Source organism: Devosia sp. Root436, from assembly GCF_001426345.1.
Taxonomy (GTDB): domain Bacteria; phylum Pseudomonadota; class Alphaproteobacteria; order Rhizobiales; family Devosiaceae; genus Devosia.
Genome location: NZ_LMEM01000001.1, coordinates 302,267 through 327,922 on the forward strand (window position 1 = coordinate 302,267; position 25,656 = coordinate 327,922).

Annotated in this window: 22 protein-coding genes; 5 read left to right on the top strand and 17 right to left on the bottom strand. The window is 63.5% G+C overall.

Going from position 1 to position 25,656, the window contains the following annotated elements:
* Window positions 1-140: 140 nt before the first annotated feature.
* From lpdA to aspS, 11 genes are all read right to left on the bottom strand, one after another.
* Window positions 141-1,580: a dihydrolipoyl dehydrogenase gene (gene lpdA, locus ASD04_RS01575; RefSeq protein ID WP_056251544.1), complete on the bottom strand. Its 1,440-nt coding sequence runs from the start codon at window positions 1,578-1,580 to the stop codon at window positions 141-143.
* Between the two features lie 30 nt (window positions 1,581-1,610).
* Window positions 1,611-2,261 carry an SGNH/GDSL hydrolase family protein gene (locus ASD04_RS01580; protein ID WP_056251547.1) on the bottom strand — a complete coding sequence of 217 codons (651 nt, stop codon included), beginning with the start codon at window positions 2,259-2,261 and terminating at the stop codon, window positions 1,611-1,613.
* Window positions 2,262-2,349: 88 nt separating this feature from the next.
* Window positions 2,350-3,708 (bottom strand): pyruvate dehydrogenase complex dihydrolipoamide acetyltransferase, encoded by a 1,359-nt coding sequence (locus ASD04_RS01585; protein WP_056251552.1) that lies wholly within the window; start codon window positions 3,706-3,708, stop codon window positions 2,350-2,352.
* 11 nt (window positions 3,709-3,719) lie between these two features.
* Complete coding sequence (locus tag ASD04_RS01590) at window positions 3,720-5,108, bottom strand: pyruvate dehydrogenase complex E1 component subunit beta (protein WP_056251555.1); 1,389 nt, start codon at window positions 5,106-5,108, stop codon at window positions 3,720-3,722.
* Between the two features lies 1 nt (window position 5,109).
* A complete protein-coding gene (locus ASD04_RS01595) occupies window positions 5,110-5,508 on the bottom strand; it encodes a hypothetical protein (RefSeq protein ID WP_056251558.1) in 399 nt (132 codons plus the stop codon).
* A gap of 8 nt (window positions 5,509-5,516) precedes the next feature.
* Window positions 5,517-6,548: a pyruvate dehydrogenase (acetyl-transferring) E1 component subunit alpha gene (gene pdhA / locus ASD04_RS01600; RefSeq protein ID WP_056251561.1), complete on the bottom strand. Its 1,032-nt coding sequence runs from the start codon at window positions 6,546-6,548 to the stop codon at window positions 5,517-5,519.
* Between the two features lie 114 nt (window positions 6,549-6,662).
* The gene (locus ASD04_RS01605) at window positions 6,663-7,061 is read right to left on the bottom strand and encodes a septum formation initiator family protein (protein WP_056251564.1); all 399 of its coding nucleotides are present in this window, start codon (window positions 7,059-7,061) and stop codon (window positions 6,663-6,665) included.
* Window positions 7,062-7,260: 199 nt separating this feature from the next.
* Entirely contained in the window at window positions 7,261-7,551 is a 291-nt protein-coding gene (locus ASD04_RS01610; protein ID WP_056251566.1) for a Dabb family protein, read from the bottom strand.
* Window positions 7,548-9,833, bottom strand: a complete 2,286-nt coding sequence (locus ASD04_RS01615) for an NADP-dependent malic enzyme (RefSeq protein WP_056251568.1) — start codon at window positions 9,831-9,833, stop codon at window positions 7,548-7,550. Before ASD04_RS01615 ends, ASD04_RS01610 begins: the two co-directional genes overlap by 4 nt.
* A 125-nt stretch (window positions 9,834-9,958) precedes the next feature.
* Window positions 9,959-11,560, bottom strand: coding sequence for an EAL domain-containing protein (locus ASD04_RS01620; RefSeq protein ID WP_056251571.1), 1,602 nt, complete (start codon window positions 11,558-11,560; stop codon window positions 9,959-9,961).
* 160 nt (window positions 11,561-11,720) lie between these two features.
* A complete protein-coding gene (gene aspS / locus ASD04_RS01625) occupies window positions 11,721-13,511 on the bottom strand; it encodes an aspartate--tRNA ligase (protein WP_056252790.1) in 1,791 nt (596 codons plus the stop codon).
* A gap of 188 nt (window positions 13,512-13,699) precedes the next feature.
* Here aspS and rnd point away from each other — a divergent pair, with 188 nt between their 5' ends.
* Window positions 13,700-14,869 (top strand): ribonuclease D, encoded by a 1,170-nt coding sequence (gene rnd, locus ASD04_RS01630; protein ID WP_056251574.1) that lies wholly within the window; start codon window positions 13,700-13,702, stop codon window positions 14,867-14,869.
* Window positions 14,870-15,010: 141 nt separating this feature from the next.
* On the opposite strand, the gene ASD04_RS01635 is transcribed toward rnd, so the two are convergent.
* The 4 genes from ASD04_RS01635 to ASD04_RS01650 are packed head-to-tail and all read right to left on the bottom strand — an operon-like array spanning window position 15,011 to window position 20,513.
* Window positions 15,011-16,546 (bottom strand): Ppx/GppA phosphatase family protein, encoded by a 1,536-nt coding sequence (locus ASD04_RS01635; protein ID WP_056251576.1) that lies wholly within the window; start codon window positions 16,544-16,546, stop codon window positions 15,011-15,013.
* Window positions 16,543-18,711, bottom strand: coding sequence for an RNA degradosome polyphosphate kinase (locus ASD04_RS01640; protein ID WP_056251578.1), 2,169 nt, complete (start codon window positions 18,709-18,711; stop codon window positions 16,543-16,545). The genes ASD04_RS01635 and ASD04_RS01640 overlap by 4 nt, the downstream gene beginning before the upstream one ends.
* Window positions 18,704-19,444 carry a hypothetical protein gene (locus ASD04_RS01645; protein ID WP_056251581.1) on the bottom strand — a complete coding sequence of 247 codons (741 nt, stop codon included), beginning with the start codon at window positions 19,442-19,444 and terminating at the stop codon, window positions 18,704-18,706. Before ASD04_RS01645 ends, ASD04_RS01640 begins: the two co-directional genes overlap by 8 nt.
* Entirely contained in the window at window positions 19,422-20,513 is a 1,092-nt protein-coding gene (locus tag ASD04_RS01650; RefSeq protein ID WP_162245090.1) for an AI-2E family transporter, read from the bottom strand. Before ASD04_RS01650 ends, ASD04_RS01645 begins: the two co-directional genes overlap by 23 nt.
* Before the next feature lie 134 nt (window positions 20,514-20,647).
* Between ASD04_RS01650 and purM the strand changes: the two genes are divergently transcribed.
* The 4 genes from purM to ASD04_RS01670 all read left to right on the top strand — a co-directional run bounded on the left by purM (window position 20,648) and on the right by ASD04_RS01670 (window position 23,604).
* Window positions 20,648-21,724 (top strand): phosphoribosylformylglycinamidine cyclo-ligase, encoded by a 1,077-nt coding sequence (gene purM / locus ASD04_RS01655; protein WP_056251585.1) that lies wholly within the window; start codon window positions 20,648-20,650, stop codon window positions 21,722-21,724.
* Window positions 21,721-22,311 carry a phosphoribosylglycinamide formyltransferase gene (gene purN / locus ASD04_RS01660; RefSeq protein ID WP_056251587.1) on the top strand — a complete coding sequence of 197 codons (591 nt, stop codon included), beginning with the start codon at window positions 21,721-21,723 and terminating at the stop codon, window positions 22,309-22,311. Before purM ends, purN begins: the two co-directional genes overlap by 4 nt.
* A 117-nt stretch (window positions 22,312-22,428) precedes the next feature.
* Window positions 22,429-23,319 (top strand): DMT family transporter, encoded by an 891-nt coding sequence (locus ASD04_RS01665; RefSeq protein ID WP_056251590.1) that lies wholly within the window; start codon window positions 22,429-22,431, stop codon window positions 23,317-23,319.
* A gap of 90 nt (window positions 23,320-23,409) precedes the next feature.
* Entirely contained in the window at window positions 23,410-23,604 is a 195-nt protein-coding gene (locus ASD04_RS01670) for a hypothetical protein (protein WP_056251592.1), read from the top strand.
* Here ASD04_RS01670 and ASD04_RS01675 read toward each other — a convergent pair.
* Together ASD04_RS01675 and gatB are read right to left on the bottom strand one after the other, a co-directional pair.
* Complete coding sequence (locus tag ASD04_RS01675; RefSeq protein WP_056251595.1) at window positions 23,601-23,999, bottom strand: OsmC family protein; 399 nt, start codon at window positions 23,997-23,999, stop codon at window positions 23,601-23,603. The genes ASD04_RS01670 and ASD04_RS01675 overlap by 4 nt on opposite strands.
* Before the next feature lie 11 nt (window positions 24,000-24,010).
* Window positions 24,011-25,510, bottom strand: a complete 1,500-nt coding sequence (gene gatB, locus ASD04_RS01680) for an Asp-tRNA(Asn)/Glu-tRNA(Gln) amidotransferase subunit GatB (RefSeq protein WP_056251598.1) — start codon at window positions 25,508-25,510, stop codon at window positions 24,011-24,013.
* Between the last annotated feature and the right edge of the window lie 146 nt (window positions 25,511-25,656).

Sequence of the window (25,656 nt, forward strand, 5' to 3'; positions counted from 1 at the left end):
CTCCGACCTACCCCACCCACAATGTCATCCCGGCGAAGGCCGGGATCCATCCTGAGATGGCGCCCACTTACCTAAACCTCAGGATGGGCCCCGGCCTTCGCCGGGGTGACATCGCGTGAGTGGGCAACGCGGAGCCAGCCTCAAATATTCAGCGCCCGCCCATAAGCGTCCAGCACGCTTTCCTTCATCGTCTCGCTCAGCGTCGGATGTGGGAAAATCGTATGGATCAGCTCTTCCTCGGTTGTTTCGAGGTTCATCGCCACGACGAAACCCTGGATCAGTTCGGTCACCTCGGCACCCACCATATGGGCGCCCAGCAATTCGCCGGTCTTGGCATCGAAGATGGTCTTGACCAGCCCATCCGGCTCGCCCAGCGCGATGGCCTTGCCATTGCCGACGAACGGGAACCGCCCCACCTTGATCTCGCGCCCGGCCTCCTTGGCCTTGGCCTCGGTCAGCCCGACGCTGGCCACCTGCGGCTCGCAATAGGTGCAGCCTGGCACCTTGGTCTTGTCGAGGCCATGGACCTTCATGCCGGCGATCTTCTCGACAGTGATGACCGCCTCATGCTCGGCCTTGTGCGCCAGCATCGGCGGGCCGGCCACGTCGCCGATGGCCCAGATGCCATCCACATTGGTCTTGCCATAGCCATCGATGACGATGGCCCCGCGCTCGGTCTTCACCCCGAGCGTTTCCAGCCCGAGATTTTCGATATTGCACTGTACGCCGACGGCCGAAATCAGCTTCTCGCCGGAGATTTGCTGCTTGCTGCCATCCTTGAGCTCGACATGCGCCGTCACGCCGTCCTTGGTCTTTTCGACCTTGGCCACCTTGGCATCGGTCAGGATCTTGATCCCGCGCTTCTCGAGCCGCTTGCGCGCCAGTCCGGCAATCTCGGCATCTTCCACCGGCATGATCTGCGGAAGCAGCTCGATAATCGTCACTTCTGCGCCCATCGAGCGGTAGAAGGAGGCAAATTCCACCCCGATGGCGCCAGAGCCCATCACCACCAGCGATTTGGGCATGGCGGCTGGCTTCATCGCCTCGAAATAGGTCCAGATCTTGTCGCCATCAGGCTCGATGCCCGGCAGCACGCGCGGGCGCGCGCCGGTAGCGATGATGATGTTCTTGGCCTTGTACGTCCCCTCACCCAGCGGATTTTTCGGCACGGGACCCTGCGGCTGCATGATGGCCTTCTTGGTCGGCGCGACCTTGACCTCGCCGGGCTTTGTGATGACCGCCTCGCCCCAGATGATATCGACCTTGTTCTTCTTCATGAGGAACTGGACGCCATTGTTCATCTGCGCCGCGATGGCGCGCGAGCGCTTCACCACGCCGTCGATATCGACGCCGAACTTTTCCACGGTCAGCCCATAATCCTTGGCATGGCTCATATGGCCGTAGATTTCGGCCGAGCGCAGCAGCGCCTTGGTCGGAATGCAGCCCCAGTTGGAGCAGATACCCGCCATATGCTCGCGCTCGATGATGCCCACCTTCATGCCGAGCTGCGCGCCGCGGATGGCGGCAACATAGCCGCCGGGGCCGGCGCCGATGACGAGAAGGTCGTATTGGTCAGCCATTTGGGCCTCCAGAAAATCTATTGAGCCGGCTCACAATGCCAGCATGGATTTGACGACCGGCACGAGCCCCTCGCCGATCGCCCGCGTATTGGCCGCGTCGAGATGGATGCCGTCGCGCGGATCGGGTTTGGCGACCGTCGAGGCATCGAAGAAGCCAGTATTCCACTCTTGCGCGCGGCGCGCATAATGTTGGGCCAGTTCGCCGGCCTGCCGCAGCGCGTGGTCGAGCCCGCCGAAATGCCCCATCATGTCCGAATTGTCGGTGGCACAGACCAGCGGCGGCGCCACCAACAGGATTTGCGGAACAGGTTCATTGAGCATGGCGAAATGCCCGCGGGTGATCTGCACCAACCGGCGCATGCCATAGGATGCGGTCAGCGCATTGCCGTTGACGGCAGGCTTGAGATCATTGGTGCCCAGCATGATGATGACCAGGTCGAGCGGTGCGTGGCTGGCCAGCAGTGTCGGCAGAATGCGCGCGCCATTGCGGTCGGCGTCGGCGGTCCAATCGTCGAATGCCGTGGTCCTGCCACCCAGCCCTTCGGCAATCACCCGCGCCTTGCTGCCCAGCCCCTGTTCAAGCACGCTCGGCCAGCGGTCCTCATAAGCGTGCCGCGGACCGCCGGACTGCGGATTGGACCCGAAGGTCAGGCTGTCGCCATAGGCCAGGATGGTTTTCATGCGGCGCGCCTCACAAAGCGTTTCCAGGAAAAGTGGGTACCGGTTTTTCCGGTTCGGAAACGCGACTAAAGAAACCTAGAGCGAAGCTCTAGGCCAGCATCATTACCGGGTTTTCGATCAGGCCCTTGAACACGCCGAGCACTTCAGCGCCCAACGCACCATCGACGGCGCGGTGGTCACACGACAGCGTGCAACTCATGAACTGGCCGATCTTGATCTCGCCCTTGTCGGCATAGACCCGTTCCTCACCCACGCCGACCGCCAGGATCGTGCCATGCGGCGGGTTGATGACAGCGCCGAATTCCTTGATGCCGAACATGCCGAGGTTGGACACCGACGAGGCCCCGCCCTGATATTCATGCGGTGCCAACTTCTTGCCACGCGCCCGCGCCGCCAGATCCTTGACCTCCTCGGAAATTTCCCGAAGCGTCTTGGTCTCGCAGCTCTTGACGACCGGCGTGAACAGCCCGCCCGGCACGGCCACCGCAACGGCCACGTCGCTGCGCTTGTGATAGAGGATCGAATCCACCGCCCAGGTCGCGTTGGCCAGCGGTACGCGCTGCAGGGCCACGGCCCAGGCCTTCATCACGAAATCATTGACCGAGAGCTTGTAGTCCGGCTTGCCGTCCTTGCCCTTGGGGGAAGCAGCGTTGATCTGCTCGCGCGCTGCCAGCAGCGCATCGATCTTGCAGTCCACCGTCAGGTAGAAATGCGGCACGGTCTGCTTGGATTCGGTGAGGCGCGCCGCCACCACCTTGCGCATGCCATCGTTGGGCACGAGTTCGTAGCTGCCCTCCGGATAGAGCGCCAGCACCTGCGCCTTGGTCATGCCGCCAGCCGGCGCAGCGCCCGCTGGGGTTGCGGAGGCCACAGCCTTGAGCGGCGCCTTGCCCGACTTGGCCGCTTCCACATCCGACTTCACCACGCGCCCCTTGGGGCCGGAGCCGGAAATGGCCGACACATCGATCCCGGCTTCCTTGGCGAGGCGACGGGCCAACGGCGAGGCAAACACCTTGCCGCCATCGGTCCTGGCCGGAGCGCTGGTGCCGGTATTGCTGTTGGCGACCTTGTTCTTGGCCGCGTTCATGTCGGCGGCGGCCACTTTTTCAAAGTCAGCCCGGGCTGTGTCCGGTTTTGCCGGGCCGTCATTGGCCGGAGTCTTGGGTGCTTCCGCCTTGGGCGCCGCCACGGCATCCAGGCTTTCGCCCTCCTGCAGCAGCACGGCAATCACCGCATTGACCTTCACGCCCTCGGTGCCTTCGGCGACCATGATCCTGCCGATCTTGCCCTCGTCCACGGCCTCGACTTCCATCGTGGCCTTGTCGGTCTCGATCTCGGCGATCACGTCACCCGAGGAGACACTGTCGCCTTCCTTGACGTGCCACTTGGCAAGCTTGCCCTCTTCCATCGTCGGAGAAAGCGCCGGCATGGTGATATCGATTGGCATCCCGGTTCTCCTTACGAGCGGTAGGTCACGGCGTTGACCGCCGCGATCACTTCATCGACGTTCGGCAGCGCCAGCTTTTCGAGGTTGGCGGCATAGGGCATCGGCACGTCCTTGCCGGTGACACGGATCACCGGGGCGTCGAGATAGTCGAAGGCCTGTTCCATGACGCGGGCCGAGATTTCGGCGCCGATACCGCCCTGCGGCCAGCCCTCTTCCACCGTCACCAGCCGGCCGGTCTTCTTGACCGATTCGATCACGGTATCGCTGTCCAGCGGGCGCAGCGTGCGCAGGTCGATCAGTTCCACATCGACCCCGGCGGCAACCAGCTTCTCGGTGGCCTGCGTCGCATAGCGCATGCCCATCGAGAACGAGACGATGGTCACATCGGCGCCTTTGCGGGCAATGCGCGCCTTGCCGATGGGCAGCAGGAAATCATCGACCTTGGGCACCAGGCCCGTCGAGCCATAGAGGATTTCGTTTTCGAGGAAGACCACCGGATTGGGCGAGCGAATGGCGGCTTTCAGCAGGCCCTTGGCGTCGGCGGCGCTGTAGGGCGCAATCACCGTCAGGCCGGGCACATGGCTGTACCAGGCCGAATAATCCTGACTGTGCTGCGCGCCGACGCGGGCGGCGGCGCCATTGGGGCCGCGGAACACCATCGGCGCCTTCACCTGCCCGCCCGACATATAGAGCTGCTTGGCGGCGGAGTTGATGATCTGGTCGATGGCCTGCATGGCAAAGTTCCAGGTCATGAATTCGACGATCGGCTTCAGCCCTGCAAAGGCCGCGCCCACTGCCAGACCGGCAAAGCCATGCTCGGTGATCGGCGTATCGATGATGCGTTCGGGCCCGAATTCCTGCAGCAGGTTCTGGGTGATCTTGTAGGCGCCTTGGTATTCGGCCACTTCCTCGCCCATCACGAACACGTCCTTGTCGCGGCGCAGTTCTTCGGCCATGGCCTCGTTCAGCGCCTGGCGCACGGTCATTTCCACCATCTCGACGCCTTCAGGCAGGTCGGGATCGCTTTGCGCCTCGAATTTCGGTGCGGCCGGCACGGCGGCGGCGGCCGGCGCGTCTTCCGCGGCCTTTTCGGCAGGCACCACCGGCGCTTCGGCCGGTTCCGGCGCCGTCTTGGCGGCCGGAGCAGCCTCGGCCGTCTCACCTTCCGCCAGTACGAGTGCGATCGGTGTGTTGACCTTCACGCCCTCGGTGCCTTCCTCGACCAGCAATTCCTTGACCACGCCTTCATCGACCGATTCGACTTCCATCGTCGCCTTGTCGGTCTCGATCTCGGCCAGCACATCGCCGGATTTGACACTGTCGCCAACTTTGACCAGCCACTTGCTCAGCTTGCCCTCTTCCATGGTAGGCGACAGCGCGGGCATCAGGATTTGGGGCATATCAGCTCTCCAGCATTTTTGGTGCGCCGGGCATGGTGGCCACGCGGCGAAGGTCGGTATTGAAGGCAAATTCGGCGGGAATGATGCGCGGATCGCTGATGCGTTCAGCGCTGGCGCTGGCCGGAGCCGGCGCCTGGTTGATTGCCCATCCGCTCAGGATCAGCCCCAGCAGCAGGAAGACCACGAAGGCGATGACAGCGCGCTTGTAGATATTGAGCGGCTGGGCGGCTGCCGGGCCGGCCTTCTGCTCAAGCTGGCGGAATTTCCACCAGCCCAGCGGCATGAAGCCGGCAAGGTTCTCGCTGACAGGTGCTGCGCGCACCATCGCTATGGCCTGCATGACCGCCAGGACCAGCGCGAGAACCGCGAAGAGCAGGATGACACCGAGCAGGATGCTCATCTATCGCCTCAGGCGCTGATGGTGATGTCGGTCCAGAGTTCGGCGGCATCCGGCTCGGGATCGTTGGTGGCAAAATCGGCGGCTTCGGTGACGATGGCGCGAATGTCGTTCTCGATGGCCTTGAGCGATTCCTCGGTCTGGGCGCCCGAAGCGATCAGCCTTGCCTTGACCTGCTCGATGGCGTCGCGCTCCTGCCGGTACTTGGTCACTTCGTCCTTGGAGCGGTACTTCGCCGGGTCGGACATGGAGTGGCCACGATAGCGGTAGGTCAGCATTTCGAGGATGAACGGGCCCTTGCCCGAACGGGCATGCTCGATGGCGCGCCTGGCCGCGTCATAGACCATTCGCACGTCCATGCCGTCGACCTGCTCGCCCGGAATGTCGAACGAGGCGCCGCGCATGGAGAAATCGGTGGTCGCCGCGGCGCGCTCGATGGACGTGCCCATGGCGTATTTGTTGTTTTCGATGATGAAGACGACCGGCAGCTTCCACAGCTTGGCCATGTTGAAGGTCTCGTAAACCTGGCCCTGGTTGGCCGCGCCGTCGCCGAAATAGGCGATGGAGACCGAGCCATCGCCCTTGTATTTGGCGGCGAAGGCCAGCCCTGCCCCCAGCGAAACCTGGGCGCCGACAATGCCGTTGCCGCCATAGAATTTGTGCTCGTTGCTGAACATGTGCATCGAGCCGCCCTTGCCGCCGCTGAGGCCGCCCTGGCGGCCGGTCAACTCGGCCATGACGCCCTTGGGGTCGAGGCCCATGACAAGCATGTGGCCATGGTCGCGATAGCCGGTGATCTGGGCATCCTTGCCCTTCTCACTGGCCATTGTGATGCCGGTGACCACCGCCTCCTGGCCGATATAAAGGTGGCAGAAGCCGCCGATCAGGCCCATGCCGTACATCTGGCCGGCCTTTTCCTCGAAACGCCGGATCAGCAGCATTTCGCGATAGGCTTCGAGGTCTTGTTCCGCCGTGAATTGGGGTACGTTGGCAAGTTTTTGGGCTTGCGTCTTGGCCTTGGTGGCCACAGCCTTACGCGCCATTGGAACGCTCCGCATCGAAATGGATTTGCCGCTTGGCCCGATCTGGCCACACTTGCGCATCATAGTGCAAGCAACGGACGGAAAGCAATGCTCGCCGCGAACTGCGGATTTAAGCTAGAGCGTTGAATCTGCTTGGATAAGCTGAGTTAACTCATCCGTGGCTAATTCTTCAAATTTACCGGAAAGTGGTTTACCTGAATTGGGGTCGACCATGACGATTATATCGTCCGCATTGGCCATGTTCAGCAGGGCCCGCGCGCGCTCGGTGACGATATCGGGGTCCAGCCGCCGCGTATCCATCAGCGTGGCGCGGTGCCGATAGACGTCGATCTCTGCCTGTAGCGCCGCCGACCGGGACTTGAGCTGGTCGATATCGAGCAGGATTTGCGTCCGGTTCTCGATGCCGAACTGTCCGCTGATGGCGGAATAACCGAGATAGGCCTGGAACCCCAGCAACGCCACGGTCAACGCCAGCGGGCGCCAGAGTGCAGGACGTTTGAGACGGGTGGGCATGGGCTAACCGGAACTGAACGCGCCCAATATGCCTGACAAGGGTTTAACGGGTGGTTGCCATCCGGGCACGAGGGCGTGGTTCGAGGCTCGCGAAGAGCTCGCGCCTCACCAGAGGGCTACTGGACACTGAGCTAATAGTAGCCCTCATGGTGAGGCGGGAGCGTGGCGACCCTCGAACCACGAGGGCGTGGCACAGAACTCACAACGGCGCGTAATCAATCTCCAGAAACCGCGCCACTTCTGGGATCCAGCGGTCCCGCACGAACGCCACATGGTCCTTGTGGTCATTATACCCCGCATAAGCCGCCTGGTCGGCAAACTCCATCGAGAAGCCGAAGGTATAGTCGTTCTTCGCACTCACCTGCCGCAGTTGCTCGAATTTCTCGACGCCGGGAATTGCCGCCAGCACCCTGGAGTCGCGCAGGAAAGCCCCCTCCTCCGCCGATCCGGCCGCATGCCGGAGCGAAAATACCACGGTATGGCGGATCATGCCTCGGCCCCGATGGCTTCGGTGGCGGCAATGGCCGCCATGTTGACGATGCCGCGGCTGGTGGTCGACGGCGCCAGGATGTGGGCCGGCGCGCGCGGTCCCATCAGGATGGGGCCGACGGCCAGGGCGTTGTTCATTTCCTTGAGCAGTGTCATCGAGAGGTTGGCAGCGTCGAGATTGGGGAAGATCAGCAGGTTGGCTTCGCCGCCCAGCACGCTATCGGGAATGTAGCGCTCCCGCAGCTCCTGGTTCAGCGCCAGGTCGCCCTGCATTTCGCCTTCCACGATCATGTCGGGAGCGATGGCTTTGAGCTTGTTGTAGGCCTCGCGCATCTTGAAGGCGCTGTCGCCGTCGCGCGAGCCGAAATTGGAATAGCTCAACAGCGCCACCTTGGCCTCGATATTGAAGCGCTTGAGGTGGTTGCGCGCCTGCAATGCAATGCCGACGATCTCGTCGGTCGTCGGATCCTGGTTTACATAGGTATCGGCCAGGAAAAACGCGCCGCGCGGCATGATCAGCATGGAGAGCGCCGAGACGTCGGTCACCCCGTCCTGCAGGCCGATGATCGAGCGGATGTCGCGGACATGCTTGATATAACGGCCCTGGAGCCCGCAGATCATCGCATCGGCCTCGCCGCGCTTTACGGCCAGAGCGCTGATGACCGTAGTATTGGTGCGCACCACCTGCCGCGCCGTGTCCGGCGTCACGCCGTTGCGTCCCACCAGCGAGTGGAAGAGACTGACATAGTCGCGGTAGCGCGGATCGTCCTCGGGGTTCACCACCTCGAAATCGACGCCGGGCCGCAGGCTCAGGCCGAAGCGCTCGATGCGGGCCTCGATGACCGAAGGGCGGCCGATCAGGATCGGCCGGGCGATGCGCTCTTCGAGCAGCACCTGGGTCGCGCGCAGCACGCGCTCGTCCTCGCCATCGGCAAAGGCGATCCGCTTCTGCTGCCCCTGCGCCCGCTCGATGATCGGCTTCATTACCAGCCCGGAGCGGAACACGAAGCGGTTGAGACTGTCCATATAGGCGTCCCAGTCGGCGATCGGATTCTTGGCCACGCCTGATTCCATTGCCGCCAGCGCCACGGCCGGCGCAATGCGCAGCATCAGCCGCTGGTCGAACGGGTTGGGAATGATGTGGTCGGGACCGAACACGGCCGGCGCGCCCGAGGGCGACACTTCCAGCCCCGGTTCATGCGCCAGTTTGGCGATGGCGCGCACCGCCGCCAGCTTCATTTCCTCGTTGATGGTGGTCGCGCCCACGTCAAGCGCGCCGCGGAAGATGAAAGGAAAGCAGAGGACGTTGTTGACCTGGTTGGGATAGTCGCTCCGCCCGGTGCAGACCATGGCGTCGGGCCGGGTTTCCTTGGCCAGCTCCGGGGTAATTTCCGGATTCGGATTGGCCAGGGCCAGGATCAGCGGCTTGGGCGCCATCTTCGCCAGCATTTCAGGCTTCAGCGCACCCGCCGCCGACAGCCCAAGAAAAATATCGGCGCCCTCGATCACTTCGGCCAGCGTCGTCGCGTCGCTGGTGCGGCGGAACTGGCCGCGCCACTTGTCGTTGACGTCGTTGCGCTTGTGGGTGACGAGGCCATCCTTGTCGGCGACCCAGATGTTTTCGTATTTCGCACCGAGCGCGACGAGAACATTCAGGCAGGCAATGGCCGCGGCCCCTGCCCCGGAGGCACAAATCTTGACCTCGTCGATCTTCTTGCCCTTGAGTTCCAGCCCGTTGAGCACGGCGGCGCCGACGATGATAGCCGTGCCATGCTGGTCGTCGTGGAACACCGGGATCGGCATGCGCTCGCGCAGGGTTTCCTCTATCTCGAAGCAGTCGGGCGCGCGGATATCCTCGAGGTTGATGCCGCCAAAGGTCGGCCAGAGCGGGGCTACCGCGTCGATGAATTTCTGCGGCTCGATCTCGTCGATCTCGAGATCGAACACGTCGATGCCGGCGAATTTCTTGAACAGGACCGCCTTGCCTTCCATCACCGGCTTGCTGGCCAGCGCTCCGATATTGCCCAGGCCGAGCACGGCCGTTCCGTTGGAAATGACGGCGACCAGGTTTTGTCGGGACGTGTATCTGGCGACCGTCTCCGGATGCTCCGCGATTTCCTCGCAGGGCGCCGCGACGCCGGGGGAATAGGCCAGTGCCAGGTCGCGCTGGTTACCCAGCGGCTTGGTGGGCTGGATTTCGAGCTTGCCGGGCTTGGGGAACTCGTGGAAGTGCAGCGCGGCTTCGCGCAGGGCTTTCCGCTGTTCAGTCAAATCGGTCGTCACGCAGTCCTCCTCGCCCGCTTCGCGTGATGGCGGGCATCGTTCGGGACAGCGTTGGTGCCACCAATCGCCGCCGATGAAAAGGGACTAAGTCCGGGGAGCGCTGCAACTAAAGTCGAAGACCCCCGTCATGCAGCGCTGGCAACGATGCTCTCGATGCGGCTGCGTGGCGCCGCCGTGGCATGCAATGCCGTCGCCAGTTCGCGGAAGGCCCCGATCTTGAGGGCCGGCGCGAAGATATAGCCCTGGGCCTGTATGACACCGCGCGCCCGCAGGTAGAGCGCCTGTTCCTCGGTCTCGACGCCTTCGGCGACGATCTCGCAATCGAGGTCCTTGGCCATGGCGATCAGCCCGTCGAGCACTGGAACCTGGGTGGTGCCGGGCTTGACCATGTCGACGAAAATGCGGTCGATCTTGATGATGTCGATGCCCAGCGTGCCCAGATAGGCCAGGTTGGAGTGGCCGGTGCCGGCATCGTCCATGGCGAGCTTGGTGCCCAGCGCATGCAGCCCCGCAATGACGCTGTTGGCCACGGCTGAATTGGCCAGCGGGTGGCGTTCGGTGATCTCGAAGACCAGCTGGCGGAAGTTGATCGGTGAATTGCCGAAAATGGCCTGCACGTCCTCGACGATGCTGTCGTCGCGGAAGTGGCCCTCGAACAGGTTGATCGAGATTTTCAGGTCCGGCATCATCTGGCTGAGATCGCTCAGGTCGAACTTGACCTGCTGCATCAGCGACAGGGTCATGGGAATGGCGAGGCCGGTAACCTCCGCATAATCAATGAAGGCGCCGGGCGGCACCACCTGCCCGTTCTTCTTTTCCCAGCGGCACAGCACTTCGCAGCCCATCAGCTCGCCGGTACGCAGGTTGATGACAGGCTGGTAGTAGGGCTTGATCTCGCCACGCGCGATGGCGCGCTCGAGATCGAAGGCCGGCACGCGCGAGCGCCGCACATAGCCCAGCGACAGCAGCAGCACGATGGCGCTCATGACGCAGGCGATGGCGGTGAATGCCATGTCGAGGTCGGCATAGGTGGCGCGTGCCATGACGAAGGGAATGGCATATTCGACCTTGAGCGGCAGCTCGCCGGCAAAGCCCTGCGCATAGATGAACTCGGCGCTCGATCCGCGCCTGTCGAAGGCATTGGCATCGCCCACCGTCAGGATCGGCGTGCCATTGGTCAGCAGCACGCGCATCATGGCCGCGCTGGGCAGTCCCTGGGCCAGCCCATCGGCGGTTTGCCCCATCAGCGGCACGAAGGCCGAGACGCGCCGTGTCTGGCCGAAGGTCTGGGTGATCTTGAGCGCCGGCATGGCCAGGTCGCCATACTGGACCAGGGCGATGGTTTCCGTGTGGCCCGGGATCGGCAGGCTTTCCGATAGCGGCGAGAAGGCCACCGTGCGGCCGAAAGCGTCGCAATACTGCACGCCGTCGGAATTCTCGACCAGCACCTGCTTCATATTGAGACTGGATTCGAGTTCGCGCTGCACATTGGCGACAAAGGTCGGCGTGCAGAGCGACGGGCTCTCTGCCAAGATACGGCGCAACGAGGAAATTGCGTCGTTCACGCCGATTTCGATTTGTGAGGAAACGCCGCTAACATATTGCTGGGTGTTAATTTTCTCTCGAACGCGGACATAGCTGTCCAGCAGATAATCCACCGCGATGATGGGTACGAACGCCAGCAGCGCACCCATCAGCGTCAGGATATGAGAGTATTTGGACTTCAAGATTCGAATCCGAAAACACCAGTCGACACCCAATCGGTACCAACCAGCCTTTAACGGATCATTAACGCTGATTAACCGATTGCAAATCGGCATGGGTAAATGAAAAAAGGCGGCCCGTCGCCGGGGCCGCCTTAACCCTCCCCATGGGAGAGGTGAAGAATTACGACTGCACGTTGAGCCTGATGCTCAGCTCGCGCAACTGCTTGGCCGAAGCCTGGCTCGGCGCGCCCATCAGCAGGTCTTCGGCCTGCTGGTTCATCGGGAAGGCCGTGATTTCGCGCAGGTTCTGCACGCCGCACAGCAGCATCACGATGCGGTCCACGCCGAAGGCCGCGCCGCCATGCGGCGGAGCGCCATACTGGAAGGCGCGGTAGAGCCCGCCGAACTGCTCCTCGACCTCGTCGCGGCTCTTGCCGGTCAGCTCGAACGCCTTGACCATGGTTTCGGGCAATTGGTTACGGATCGAGCCGGAGGCGATTTCGTAGCCGTTGCACACCGCGTCATACTGATATGCCTTGATGGTCAGCGGATCCTGGCTGTTCAGCGCGTCGATGCCGCCCTGCGGCATCGAGAAGGGGTTATGGGCGAAGTCCACGCGCTTTTCTTCCTCGCTCCACTCGTAGAACGGGAAGTCGATGATCCAGCACAGTGCAAACTGCTCGGTATCGACCACGCCAAGGTCGGTACCCGCCTTGGTGCGCGCATCGCCGGCAAAGCGATAGAATTTCTCCGGCCGTCCGCAGACGAAGAACACGGCGTCGCCATCGTCGAGCCCGAGCTGCGCCTTGAGCGCAGCCGTCCGCTCCTCGCCGATATTCTTGGCGATGGGGCCGGAGCCCTGCCCGTCCTTGAAGAAGATATAGCCCAGCCCCGGCTGGCCTTCGCCCTGCGCCCAGGCATTCATGCGGTCGCAGAAGGCCCGGCCGATCGGCTCGGCCCCAGCCTTGTTCTTGGCCGGAATGGCCCAGACCTCCACCTTGGGATCGACTTCGATCTGCCCGGCAAACACCTTGAAGCCGGAACCGGCGAAATGCTCGGTCACAGCCTGCATTTCGATCGGGTTGCGCAGGTCCGGCTTGTCCGAGCCATATTTGCGGATCGCGGTGTCATAGGGAATGCGCGGCCAGTCCTTGGTGACCCGCTTGCCCTCGGCAAACTGCTCGAAGATGGACGTGATCACCGGCTGCGTGGTGTCCCACACATCTTCCTGCGTCACAAAACTCATTTCCAGGTCGAGCTGGTAGAATTCGCCTGGCAACCGGTCGGCGCGCGGGTCTTCGTCACGGAAGCAAGGTGCGATCTGGAAATAACGATCGAACCCCGCCACCATCAGCAGCTGCTTATACTGCTGGGGCGCCTGCGGCAGCGCAAAGAACTTGCCGGGATGAATACGGGAAGGCACCAGGAAATCGCGCGCGCCTTCCGGCGACGACGCCGTCAGGATCGGTGTCGAATATTCGGCAAAGCCCTGTTCCGCCATGCCTGATCGCATTGCCGCGATGACCTTGGTCCGCTTGACCAGGTTGGCATGCAGCTTTTCGCGGCGCAGGTCGAGGAAGCGGTAACGCAGGCGCACATCCTCGGGATATTCCTGGTCGCCGAACACCGGCAGCGGCAGCTCCTTGGCGGCCGACAGCACTTCGATCTCGCGGATGAACACTTCAATCGTGCCGGTGGGCAGGTTCGGGTTCACCGCGGCCCCGTCGCGCAGCTTCACCTCGCCATCGATGCGGATCACCCATTCCGAGCGCACCTTTTCGGCGGCGGCGAAAGCGGGAGAATCAGGGTCGATGACGGCCTGGGTCACGCCATAGTGGTCGCGCAGGTCGATAAACAGCAGGCCCCCATGGTCGCGGATGCGATGCACCCAGCCGCTGAGGCGCACGGTCTGCCCGGCTTCCTTGGCGGTGAGGGCCCCGCAGGTATGCGAGCGGTAGCGATGTGTGGTCATGTCGGAACTCTGGGAAAAGGCCGGAATCTTGGGCGGGAAAAGCGCATGGGAGTCCCCGCTTGTCAAGTTTCACGGGCATTGACGGCGCTGCGGCGCTAACCCTGCCGGAACACTCAACAAATCCGGTATGGAGTGGACCTGCTGCACCTGCTAGGAAGAATATTGACGAATTTGAGACGGACGCCGGTATGGACCTGATAGTTTCCACAGACGTACTCGCTGCTTTCTGCGAGCGCGCTGGCAAGTTTGATTTTGTGACGGTGGATACCGAGTTCCTGCGCGAAACGACCTATTGGCCGAAACTCTGCCTGATCCAGGCTGCGACCGACGATGAAGCCGTGCTCATCGACCCGCTGGCGCCGGACCTGGATTTGTCGAGCTTCTTCGATCTGCTGGCCAATCCCAACATCACCAAGGTCTTCCATGCCGCCAGGCAGGATATCGAGATTTTCGTCAAGCTTACCGGCAAGGTGCCGGTCAATATCTTCGATACGCAGATCGCCGCCAGCGTCTGCGGCTTCGGCGACAGCGTTTCCTACGACAATCTGGTGCGTTCGATCACCAATGTCGAACTCGACAAGTCCTCCCGCTTCACCGATTGGTCGGCCCGCCCGCTGAGCGAGAAGCAGCGTCTCTATGCGGTGGCCGACGTCACCCATCTGCGCGACATCTACCGTGAATTGCGCAAGCAGGTGGACGCCACCAAGCGCTGGGACTGGGTCGAGGACGAGTTGGGCGTGCTGCGCAGCATCGATACCTATGTCGTCCAGCCCGAGCAGGCCTGGGAACGGCTCAAGATGAAGATCAACCGCCCGCGCGACCTGGCGGCCCTCAAGAAGCTCGCCGCCTGGCGCGAAAAGCGCGCGCAGGACAGCGACCAGCCGCGCAGCCGCGTGCTTAAGGACGATGTGCTGTTCGAACTGGCCATGCAGCGCCCGTTGACCGCCGACGCCTTCGAAAAACTCCGCGCCGTGCCACGCGGCTTTGGCCGCAGCTCGGCCGCGTCGGAGATCATCACGCTGCTCAAGGACGTGGAGGCGCTCACCAAGGCCGAACTGCCGGCCATGCCCGAACGCTATCGCGGCCCCTCGCCCAAGGGCGCGGTGGGCGATCTCATCCGCGTTCTGCTCAAGTCCGTCGCCGAACAACACGGCGTCGCCGCCCGCATCCTGGCCACATCAGACGATATCGACGCGCTCGTGCTCGACGACGATGCCGACGTTCCCGCCCTCAAGGGCTGGCGCCGCAAGCTCTTCGGCGACAAGGCCCTCGACATCAAGCACGGCCGCATCGGCCTCGTCGCCACGCGCAAGGGCGTGCTGGAATTCGCCGTAAAGGACGCGACGCCGGCGGAGTAGGCGCTGCCACGCCCTCGTGGTTCGAGGGTCGCTGCGCTCCCACCTCACCATGAGGGCTACTGTTAGCGCCGCGTTCAAAGTAGCCCTCATGGTGAGGTGCGCTTCTTCAGCGCCTCGAACCACGAGGGCGTGGCAATGCCGCTACTCCACCCGCATCGCGGAATTCTTGAAACCCGCCACGCCGGCAAACTGGTCCAGTCGGCCCTGCAGATGCTCGCCATCGAGGAACGCCAGGTCACCCGGCAGCACCAGCGACAGAGCGTTGCCGGCCACCTCGAAGCGGATGCGCGGCAGGATGCCGGGCATGGCCGCGGTCATCGGGTAAGCTACGCGGAACAGCGCCCCGATCAGCCTGGCGCGCGCCGTCAGGTCGGCCGTTCCGAGCCCCGCCAGCCGCGCCGCCGCCTTGCTCTTGAGCCCGTCATAACGCACCGCCATGACCTGGGCGAGGAACGAGCGGCCGGGGTGATCCACGCCGGTCATCGAGCCATAGGCCACGGCATCGACGCTTTGCGGCCCGCGATAGTCGGGGTGCGCGCGCCAGCCGATATCGGCCAGGAGGCACGCCACGATGCGCAAACGCCGCTGCTCGGGCGTTTCGGCCGTGCCCGAGACATCGAGGAATTGTCCGGTGAACTCCACCAGGTCGCTGGCATGGGCCGGCGAGCGCGAGCGCAGCACCGATAGCTCCTCGGCGCCCTGGATCAGCGGGTCGATGGCCTGTTCGCGCTTGTCGAGCATGCCGTAGAGATAGCCCTCGCGTACGCCCAGGGCAGAGAATACCACATTGGCGAACTGGCCGACCCTGAGCACTTCGGCCAGCACCGCGGCGCCGAAGGGCACCAGCTCGCGCCGCGAGGAACTGACATGCTCGGCGCCTGCATAGGCCTTGAGCGAAGCGGCGCCGGTGATTTCCTGGCAGAACTGGATCATGTCGTCGGCCGGCACGACATAGTTCTGTACCATATGCAGCGGGTAGCCGCGCGCGATCTGGTGGAGCTTGGCCAGCGAGCGCCAGGTGCCGCCGATGGCGGCAAAGGATGCGCCCTTGGCTGCCTTGGGCAATGCGGATTTCTGCAGGCGATCGCGCACGATGCCTGCGGCCTGGCCGGGCGAGCCGCCGCTGTCGTCCTGCAGCCGGATGACGCCCAGCTCGAACGATGCCCCATCGGTATCGCTGCCATCGGTGATGCGCGACAATTCCAGGCTCCCCCCGCCCAGGTCGCCGACGATGCCCGAGAAGCCGGGAATGCCGGCCACCGCGCCGAGGGCGGCATAATGGGCCTCCTGCTCGCCGCTCAGCACCTGCACCTTGCTGTCCATCAGCGCCTCGACGGCATCGACGAAGTCCTGCCGGTTGGCGGCATCGCGCACGGCCGAGGTGGCCAGCACATGCACCTTGCCGACCCGCATCATGCGCGCCACGAGGTCAAAGCGCTGGATCGCCCCCAGCGCCTGCTTCATGTTGGCCTCGGCCAGCCGGCCGGTCTGGCCCACCCCGCGCCCCAGCGCGCAGGCCGATTTTTCGTTGTAGAGCGGCGTCAGGGCCCGCGCGTGGCGCTCATAAACCACCAGGCGCACCGAATTGGACCCGATGTCGAGCACGGCCACGGGCTTGGCGCCCTTGATGCGGCCCTGTGCTGTCGGATCGGCATCGACGCCCCAGAATTGATTCAAGCCAGGCCCTCTTCACCTTCACCGCTGGCGCTGCCGCGTCCGGACAGCGACGGATTGGTCATGAAGTAGTCATGCGCATTGAAGGGTTCTTCTCCTTCGGCAATGCGCACGCGATGCGAGCTGCCGTCCGGCAGCACTTCCCAGCTCTGCCGGTTGTCTTTGAGATAGGCAACCAGAATCCGGTCGAGGATTTGCTTATGCACGGTCTTGTTGAGGATCGGCACCATCACTTCCACTCGTCCGTCGAGGTTCCGGCCCATCAGGTCGGCCGAGGAAATATAGACCTTGGCGCGCGGGCTCGGCATGGTTTCGCCATTGCCGAAGCAATAGATGCGGCTGTGTTCGAGGAACCGTCCGACCACCGATTTCACCCTGATATTGTCCGAGAATCCGGGGATTCCCGGCCGCAGGCAGCAGATGCCGCGAACGATGAGGTCGATCTTTACGCCGGCCTGGCTGGCGTCGTAGAGCGCGTCGATGATTTCGGGGTCCACCAGTGAATTCATCTTGAGCAGGATGCCGGCCGGCTGGCCGTTGCGGGCGAATTCGATTTCCCGCGCGATATTGTCGACCAGCGTCTGCCGCAGGTTGACCGGCGATACGGCGATGGTTTCGAGCTCGGTCGGCCTTGCATAGCCGGTGATGAAATTGAACACGCGCGCCACGTCGCGGGTGATGGCCGGATCGATGGTGAAATAGCTGAGGTCGGTATAGATCTTGGCGGTGATCGGGTGGTAGTTGCCGGTGCCGATATGGCAATAGCTCACCAGCTTGCCCTTTTCCCGCCGCACCACCTGGCTGAGCTTGGCGTGGGTCTTGAGCTCGATGAAGCCGAACACTACCTGCGCGCCCGCCCGCTCCAGGTCGCGAGCCCAGCGGATATTGGCCTCTTCGTCGAAGCGCGCCTTGAGTTCCACCAGGCACGTCACCGACTTGCCGGCTTCCGCCGCCAGCACCAGCGCCTTGATGATCGGGCTGTCCGCCGAGGTGCGATACAGCGTCTGCTTGATGGCCACCACGTCGGGGTCGCGCGCCGCCTGCATCAGGAACTGCGCCACCACGTCGAAACTCTCGAACGGGTGGTGGACCAGAATGTCCTTGGCGCGGATAGCGGCGAAGCTGTCGCCGCTATAGTCGCGGATGCGCTCGGGGAAACGGGCATGATAGGGCACGAATTTGAGGTCCGGCCGGTCCACATCACAGACTTTTCGCGCGTCGGCGAGGCCGAGGAACCCGTGCACTTCGAACACGTCGGCTTCCTTGACGCCGAGCTGTTCGCCGATCTGGCGCTTGAGCGCCCGCGGCATCGAGCTTTCGATTTCGAGCCGGATCACCTGCCCGCGCCGGCGCTGGCGCAAGGCCGTCTCGAACTCGATCACCAGGTCGGCGGCTTCGTCGTCGATTTCGATTTCGCTGTCGCGGATGACGCGGAAGGCGCCCGAGCCGACCACTTCATGGCCGGGGAACATCTTGTGGAAGAACAGCTTGACCAGCGTGTCGATGGTCACGACCTCGCTGCGCCCATCCGAAACCAGCCCCGTCGGCAGGTTGATGAAGCGATCGAGATTGCCGGGGATGCGCACCAGGGCCGTCAGCGGCAGGTCATTGTCCGGGCGCTTCAGCTCGAAGGCCAGCGCCAGCCCCAGATTGGGGATGAAGGGGAAGGGATGGGCAGGATCGACGGCGATCGGCGTCAGCACCGGGAAGATTTCCTCGCGGAACAGTTTTTGCAGGTAGTTCACCTGGTCCGGCGTCAGGTCGTCGGCCTCGTGGATCACCACATTCTGCGCAAACAGTTCCTCGCGCAGGCTCTGCCAGTGGTCCTGCTGCTCCAGTTGCAGATGCTGGGCGAGCGTGGCGATTTCTTCCATCTGCTCGGCCGGGGTCAGCCCGTCAGCGCTCTGTTTGCTGAGCCCTGCCCGCATCTGGCCTTTTAGGCCGGCGACGCGGACCATGTAGAATTCGTCGAGATTGTTGGCCGAGATGGAGACGAAGCGCAGCCGCTCCAGTAGCGGGTGATTGACGTTCCCTGCTTCCTCCAGCACGCGCATGTTGAACTGCAGCCAGCTCACCTCGCGATTGACGAAGCGCGCCGGGCTCTTGCGCAGCGCCTCTATGTCGGGGACCGAGGCTTCGGTATCGGCGAACTCGCTCAGCTCATTCATCGTCTTGGTTATCCCAGTCCTGTTCGTGGCTCGCGCCGCCGCCCGCTATCCGGCGGCGGTCGAGTGCATCGGCGGCGATGCTGCGGGTGATGGCCGTGCCCTTGGCAAGCGCCAGCCGGTCAATGAGGTCGGCGAGTATCACCACTTCTTCGGCGGAGCGCTCCATGCGCGCCACCAGGTAGGAGATGATTCTGGGATCGACCTTGACCTGGCGATCCCCGAACAGTTTCACGAACATCTGTGACAATTGGATGTCGTCCGTCAGTTCCAGCACATAGGCGGCCGCCCGCCGCGCCCGCGAGCGTACATCATCGGTCGCCAGCGGCCAGTTCGCAATGTCTTCCCGCGCCGTCAGCAGGATTGGCCGCTGTTCGCGCATCGACTGGTTCAGCAGGTGGAACAGTCCCGCCTCGTCATAATCCAGCCGGTCCACGTCCTCGACGATAACAGGCACCACGCCGCCCTCGGCCGCCAGCGCCTCGAGATCACCTTTTCCGGCATAGCGCGCGCCGCTGCGGTCGGCGAAAATCCGCGCCAGATGCGACTTGCCAGACTTGGCAGGGCCGATCAGCAGCGTCACCGGGTCTGGCCAGTGCGGAAAGGCCATGATGCGGCCATGTGCCAGCGCATTGCCCTCACCCACGAGGAAGTCGCCCTCCCCCTGGGCAGCCGTGTGGCCCAGTTCGAGCGTCAATTGCCCCCTGGGCTCGTCAGGGCTGGCCGGGAGTGCCATCGGGGCCACCGTTCTGCCCGAGATAGAGGGTGCTGGCCTTGTACTTGGCCACGCCATAGCGGACCAGCACGCCCACAATGGCGGCCAGCGGCACGGCCAGCAGCAGCCCGACAAAGCCGAACAGCGCGCCAAAGGCCAGCAGCGCGAACATCAGCCAGACTGGGTTGATGTTGATCGAGCCGCCCACGAGCTTGGGATAGAGGATATTGCCCTCGATGAACTGCCAGCCCAGGAAAATGGCGCAGACGCCGACCACCATCCAGTAATTGGGCCAGAACTGCACGATGGCGATGCCGACCGACAGGGCGAAGCCGATGGCGAAGCCGACGAACGGAATAAAGCTGAGCAGCCCGCCGATCAGTCCGACGGCAAGCCCGAAATTGAGCCCGATCAGGCTGAGCGCCGTGGCATAATAGGCCGCGTCGATCAGCAGCACACCGCCCTGCCCCCGGATGACGCCGGCCATGGACTTGTCGATATCGCCCAGGATCTGGTTGATCTCGGGGCGATGCTCGCGTGGCAGCAGGCCCTGCAGGCCGCGAACCATGCCCTCCCAGTCGAGCAGCAGGTAGAAGGCCACCACCGGGGTCAGCAGCGTGAAGCCGATGACGCCGGCGCCAGTCAGGCCGATATTGACCAGTTCGGCGGGGATAGTGGCGATGAAACCGAGTGCCTGGGTCGCCATGTCGTTGATGCCGGCCTGCAATTGCGCGGCGCGCTGCGGGCCCAGCCATTCGTTGATTTCCGGCGACCATTTGGTGATCAGCGCCTGCAGGTCGCTGACATAGCCGGGCAGCCGCTGGATCAGCCCGATGATCTGCTGGCCGATCAACGGCACGAACATGAAGAACAGGCTGACAAAGATGGTGATGACGCTGAGCAGCACCACCGCCGTCGCCCACCCCCGGCTGAATCGCCACTGCTGGAGCTGATTGACCAGCGGGTTGAGCAGATAGGCCAAGGCCGCGCCGACAACGAAGGGTAGCAGGATACCGCGGAACAGCCAGAGCAGCAGTACCAGTACGACCAGGAAGGTGGTCCAGATCAGCACTTGATTTCGGAGTGTCATGGCGCCGGGCGGCCCTTGCGTCTGGGTGGTGGAGAAGCTATCAGGCCGTCTAGCTTCCGGCTCCGGGCTTGGCAACCGCCTTGGTCTTCCGGTAACGGCTTTGCGCACGCTTTCCCCACACGGTCCCGAGGCCAATGTCCGATCCGCAAAACCTGACATCAAACGGTCTTTCATACAAGCAGGCGGGCGTCGACATCGATGCCGGCAATGCACTCGTTGAAGCCATCAAGCCCGCTGTGCGCTCGACGCGCCGCCCCGGCGCCGATGGCGAGATCGGCGGCTTCGGCGGATTGTTCGACCTCAAGGCGGCCGGGTTCACCGACCCGGTGCTGGTCGCCGCCAATGACGGCGTCGGCACCAAGCTCAAGATCGCCATCGATACCGGCAACCATGCCACCATTGGGCAGGACCTGGTGGCCATGTGTGTCAACGACATCATCGTGCAGGGCGCCGAGCCGCTGTTCTTCCTCGACTATTTCGCCACCGGCAAGCTCGATGTGGAACAGGGTACCGCTATCGTCTCCGGCATTGCCGAGGGCTGCCGCATTGCCGGTTGCGCCCTGATCGGCGGCGAAACCGCCGAAATGCCGGGCATGTATCACGGCAAGGACTACGATCTGGCCGGCTTTGCCGTCGGCGCCGCCGAGCGCGGCACCCTCCTGCCCCGCCCCGATATCGCCGAAGGCGACACCCTGGTCGCCATCGCCTCCTCCGGCGTCCATTCCAATGGCTATTCGCTGGTTCGCAAGATCGTCGAACTGAGTGGCATCGATTGGTACATGGACGCCCCCTTCGCGCCCGGCCAGTCGCTGTCCGAAGCCCTGCTCACGCCCACCCGCATCTATGTGAAACCGCTCCTCGCCGCCCTCAAGGCTGGCATCGGCATCAAGGCGCTGGCCCATATCACCGGTGGCGGCTTCATCGACAATATTCCGCGCGTGCTGCCCGATCACCTCGCCGCTCACGTCGATCTCAATGCCTTCACCGTGCCCAAGGTCTTCGGCTGGCTCAGCCATGTCGGCGGCATGAACGAGCGCGAAATGCTGCGCACCTTCAATTGCGGCGTCGGCATGCTGGTGGCCGTCACGCCCGAGGATGCCGAGAAGCTGGTCGATCAGCTCACCGCAGCGGGCGAAACCGCCGCCATAGTCGGCAAGCTCACTGCCCGCAGCGGCGAGCCGGTTACCTTCCAGGGCCATCTGGCTCTATGAGCCGCAAGCGCGTCGCCATCCTGATTTCGGGCCGGGGCTCGAACATGTCGGCGCTGATCGCTGCCGCCAAGGCGTCCGACTACCCGGCCGAAATCGTCGGCGTGCTCTCCAACCGCGCCGCTGCACCAGGCCTCGCCATCGCCGCGGCCGAGGGTATCGCCACCGCCTCGCTGGCGCAGAGCAAGTTTCCCAGCCGCGACATGTTCGAGGACGTCATGACCCAGACGCTCGAAAGCTGGAATATCGACATCGTCTGCCTGGCCGGCTTCATGCGCATCCTGGGCGAGGATTTTGTCACCCGCTGGCAGGGCCGGATGATCAACATCCACCCCTCCCTGCTCCCGCTCTACAAGGGTCTGCACACCCACGAACGCGCGCTGGCCGACGGCGCCAAAGTCCACGGCTGCACGGTCCACTTCGTCACGCCCGGCCTCGACGAAGGTGCACCGATAATCCAGGCTGAAGTCCCCGTCCTCCCCGGCGACACGCCCGATACCCTCGCGGCGCGTGTTCTCGTTGAAGAACATCGGATCTACCCTGAAGCGTTGAGGCTGCTGGCAGAAGGCAAAGCCGCAGTCCATCAGTAGACCTCTTGGCTCACCATGAGGTCTCCGGCCATCACCGAATTTGATGCGCCCCATCGTCAAAATCGGTTCGACGCGACTCTGCGCCTCCGCTACAACACGGACAAACGGAGAACATTCATGCCCCTGCGCTATTGGCTGCTTATCATCCTGCTCGGCGCCGTCTGGGGCTGTTCCTTCCTGTTCAACGCCATCCTGATCCGCGAGATCAGCCCGCTTTGGGTTTCTGCCGGCCGCGTCACCATCGGCGCTGCCATCTGCTGGGTGTATTTCCTGGCCATGCGCAAGACCCTGCCCAATGACTGGCGCATCTATGCCCAGCTGCTGGTGCTCGGCATCCTCAATTACGCCATTCCCTTCGCGCTCTTCCCCTTTGCGGAACAGACTGTCGCCAGCGGCATTGTCGGGGTCATCAACGGCCTCACCCCCATGAGCACGGTCATCGTCTCCCAGCTTTGGCCGGGTGGCGAAAAGGCTACCTGGAACAAGGTGGCCGGCGTCGCCATCGGCTTTGTCGGTGCGGTCATACTGGCTTTGCCCGCTTTGGGCGCGGGCGCCTCGGCCCAGGTCATCGGCCTGCTCGCGGCCATGGGTGCCACGCTCTGCTACGCCCTCACGCTCAACTATGCCCGCCGTTTCAAGGATGTCGATTCCGCCGCCGTTGCCACCTGTTCGCTGACAGCCGCGGCGCTATTGTCGATCCCGATCGCCCTGCTGTTCAGCGGCATTCCGGTCATCACCCGCGCCGAGACCTGGGGTGCCCTCTTTGCCATCGGCACCTTCTCTACCAGCGTCAGCTTCCTGCTGGTCTATTGGCTCCTGCCCCGCGTCGGCGCCACCAATCTGTCGCTCAACACTTTCATCACCCCCATTTCGGCCATCCTGCTCGGCGTCATGGTGCTGCATGAGCGCCTCGAAGCCGCCCATCTGGTTGGCATCGTGGTGATTTTCATCGGCCTCATTTTCATGGATGGCAGGCTGGTCCGGCGTCGGAAGCCGGCGGCCGTCTAAACCGCACTGTCACCCCCCGCGAAAGCGGAAACCTCTGTTCGCAGGGGAACGACAGAACGGCCCGCCCGTTGCTCCACCAAGGAGCGCACAATGAACCAGCCCAGACCCGACATCGACCCCAGATCGCCCGACGAGATCGTGCCCCAGCCCGAGCCGGCCCAGCCACAACCCATGGATCCGGTGCCGCCCGGCCCAAAGGAGCTGCCGGTCACCCCGCCGATCGAAAATCCCACACCCATCAATCCCGAGCTCCCGCCCGAGCCGGGGCATGATCCCAATCCCTAAGCCTGCGTAACGGTCACCGGAAAGCCGCGCTGCACCGAATTGCCCACGGTAGAGTCGGCGGCTGCACGGCGGATCAGTTCCGCCACGTCGCCCTGCCCCTCGACGCGCACCACCATCTCGGCGCCGGTCACCAGCAGCGGACTGCCTGCCAGGGTAATGGTCACGTCCACCGCAATCGTGTCGATGCTGATGCCCATTGTTTCGGCCATATAGCGCAGGTCGTTGCAGAAGCAGCCGCCGATGGCGAGCGCAATCATCTGCCCGCCATTGAAGCCCAGCCCCATGCCACCGGCCCGGCCTTCCGCCCGGTCGATGATCACGGTATGCCCGCCGGCCCAGCCCATCGCCGCCTGAGTGTCCGGCACGTTACGCAGCGAAACACTCATGTTCGGCATGGTCGGCTCCGTTACTCGATCCCGAGCTTCTGCTTCATCAGGTCGCTCAGTGCCTGCGGATTGGCCTTGCCGCCCGAGGCCTTCATGGCCTGGCCGACGAACCAGCCGATCATGGTCGGCTTGGCCTTGACCTTCTCGACCTGCTCCGGATTGGCGGCGATGATCTCGTCGACGATCTTCTCGATCGCCCCCATATCGGTCACCTGCTTCATGCCGCGGCGCTCGACGATCTCGGCCGGCTCGCCCTCGGGCTCCTCGGCGATGATCACCTGCAGCAGGTCCTTGGCGCCCTTGGACGAAATCGTCCCCGACGCGACGAGGTCGACAATACCGGCAATCTGGCTCGGCTTGAGGTGGGTTTCCCACACCGCCAGCCCCTGGCTGTTGGCAAAGGCTGCAACGTCGGCATTGAGCAGGTTGGCCACGGCCTTGCCGTCACGCTTACCGCCGCCGAAAGCCACGCAGCTCTCATAATAGTCCGCCGTCTCGCGATCCAGCGTCAGCACCATGGCGTCATAGGCGGTCACGCCATAGTCGCCCACGAAGCGTGCCTTCTTTTCGTCCGGCAATTCCGGCAGGCCCTCCGCCAGCATGGCGATGAACGCATCATCGAATTCCAGCGGCAGCAGGTCCGGATCGGGGAAGTAGCGATAGTCATGCGCCTCTTCCTTGCTCCGCATCGAGCGCGTCTCGCCCAGCTTGGGGTCGAACAGCCGTGTCTCCTGGTCGATCACGCCACCATCTTCCAGGATGTCGATCTGCCGCCGCGCCTCGTATTCGATGGCCTGGCCGGCAAAGCGGATCGAGTTCACGTTCTTGATCTCGCAGCGCGTACCGAATTCGCCGCCCGGCTTGCGCACCGAGACGTTGACGTCTGCGCGCATGGAGCCCTGCTCCATATTGCCGTCGCAGGTGCCCAGATAGCGCAGGATGGTGCGCAGCTTGCCCAGATATTCCTTGGCCTCCTCGGACGAGCGCAGGTCCGGCTTCGACACGATCTCCATCAGCGCCACGCCGGAGCGGTTCAAATCCACGAAGCTCATGTTCGGATGCTGGTCATGGATCGACTTGCCGGCATCCTGTTCCAGATGCAGCCGCTCGATGCCGATCTCGATCTGCCCCTCAGGCATGTCGAGCAGCACCTTGCCCTCGCCCACGATCGGGTCCTTGAACTGGGATATCTGGTAGCCCTGCGGCAGGTCCGGATAGAAGTAGTTCTTCCGGTCGAACACGCTCCGCTTGTTGATCGCGGCCTTCAGGCCAAGCCCAGTCCGCACCGCCTGGCGCACGCATTCCTCGTTGATCACCGGCAGCATGCCCGGCATGGCCGCATCCACGAAGCTGACATTGGAATTGGGCGGATTGCCGAACTCCGTGGAAGACCCCGAGAACAGCTTGCTCTCCGATGTCACCTGGGCATGCACTTCCATGCCGATGATGACCTCCCAGTCGCCGGTCGAGCCGGCGATGAAGCTCTTGGGATTGGGCGTGCGCGTGTCGATGAGGGTCAATTGAACGTCCTGGGAGGCAAGGCGAAAGGTAGTATGTGATTACTGGTGTTGCCTCGGCGTTGCAACAGTCACCGGCTTCCCTTCTCCCCTCGTGGGAGAAGGTGCCCAAAGGGCGGATGAGGGGGCTGCAGCGCCATCCACTCGAT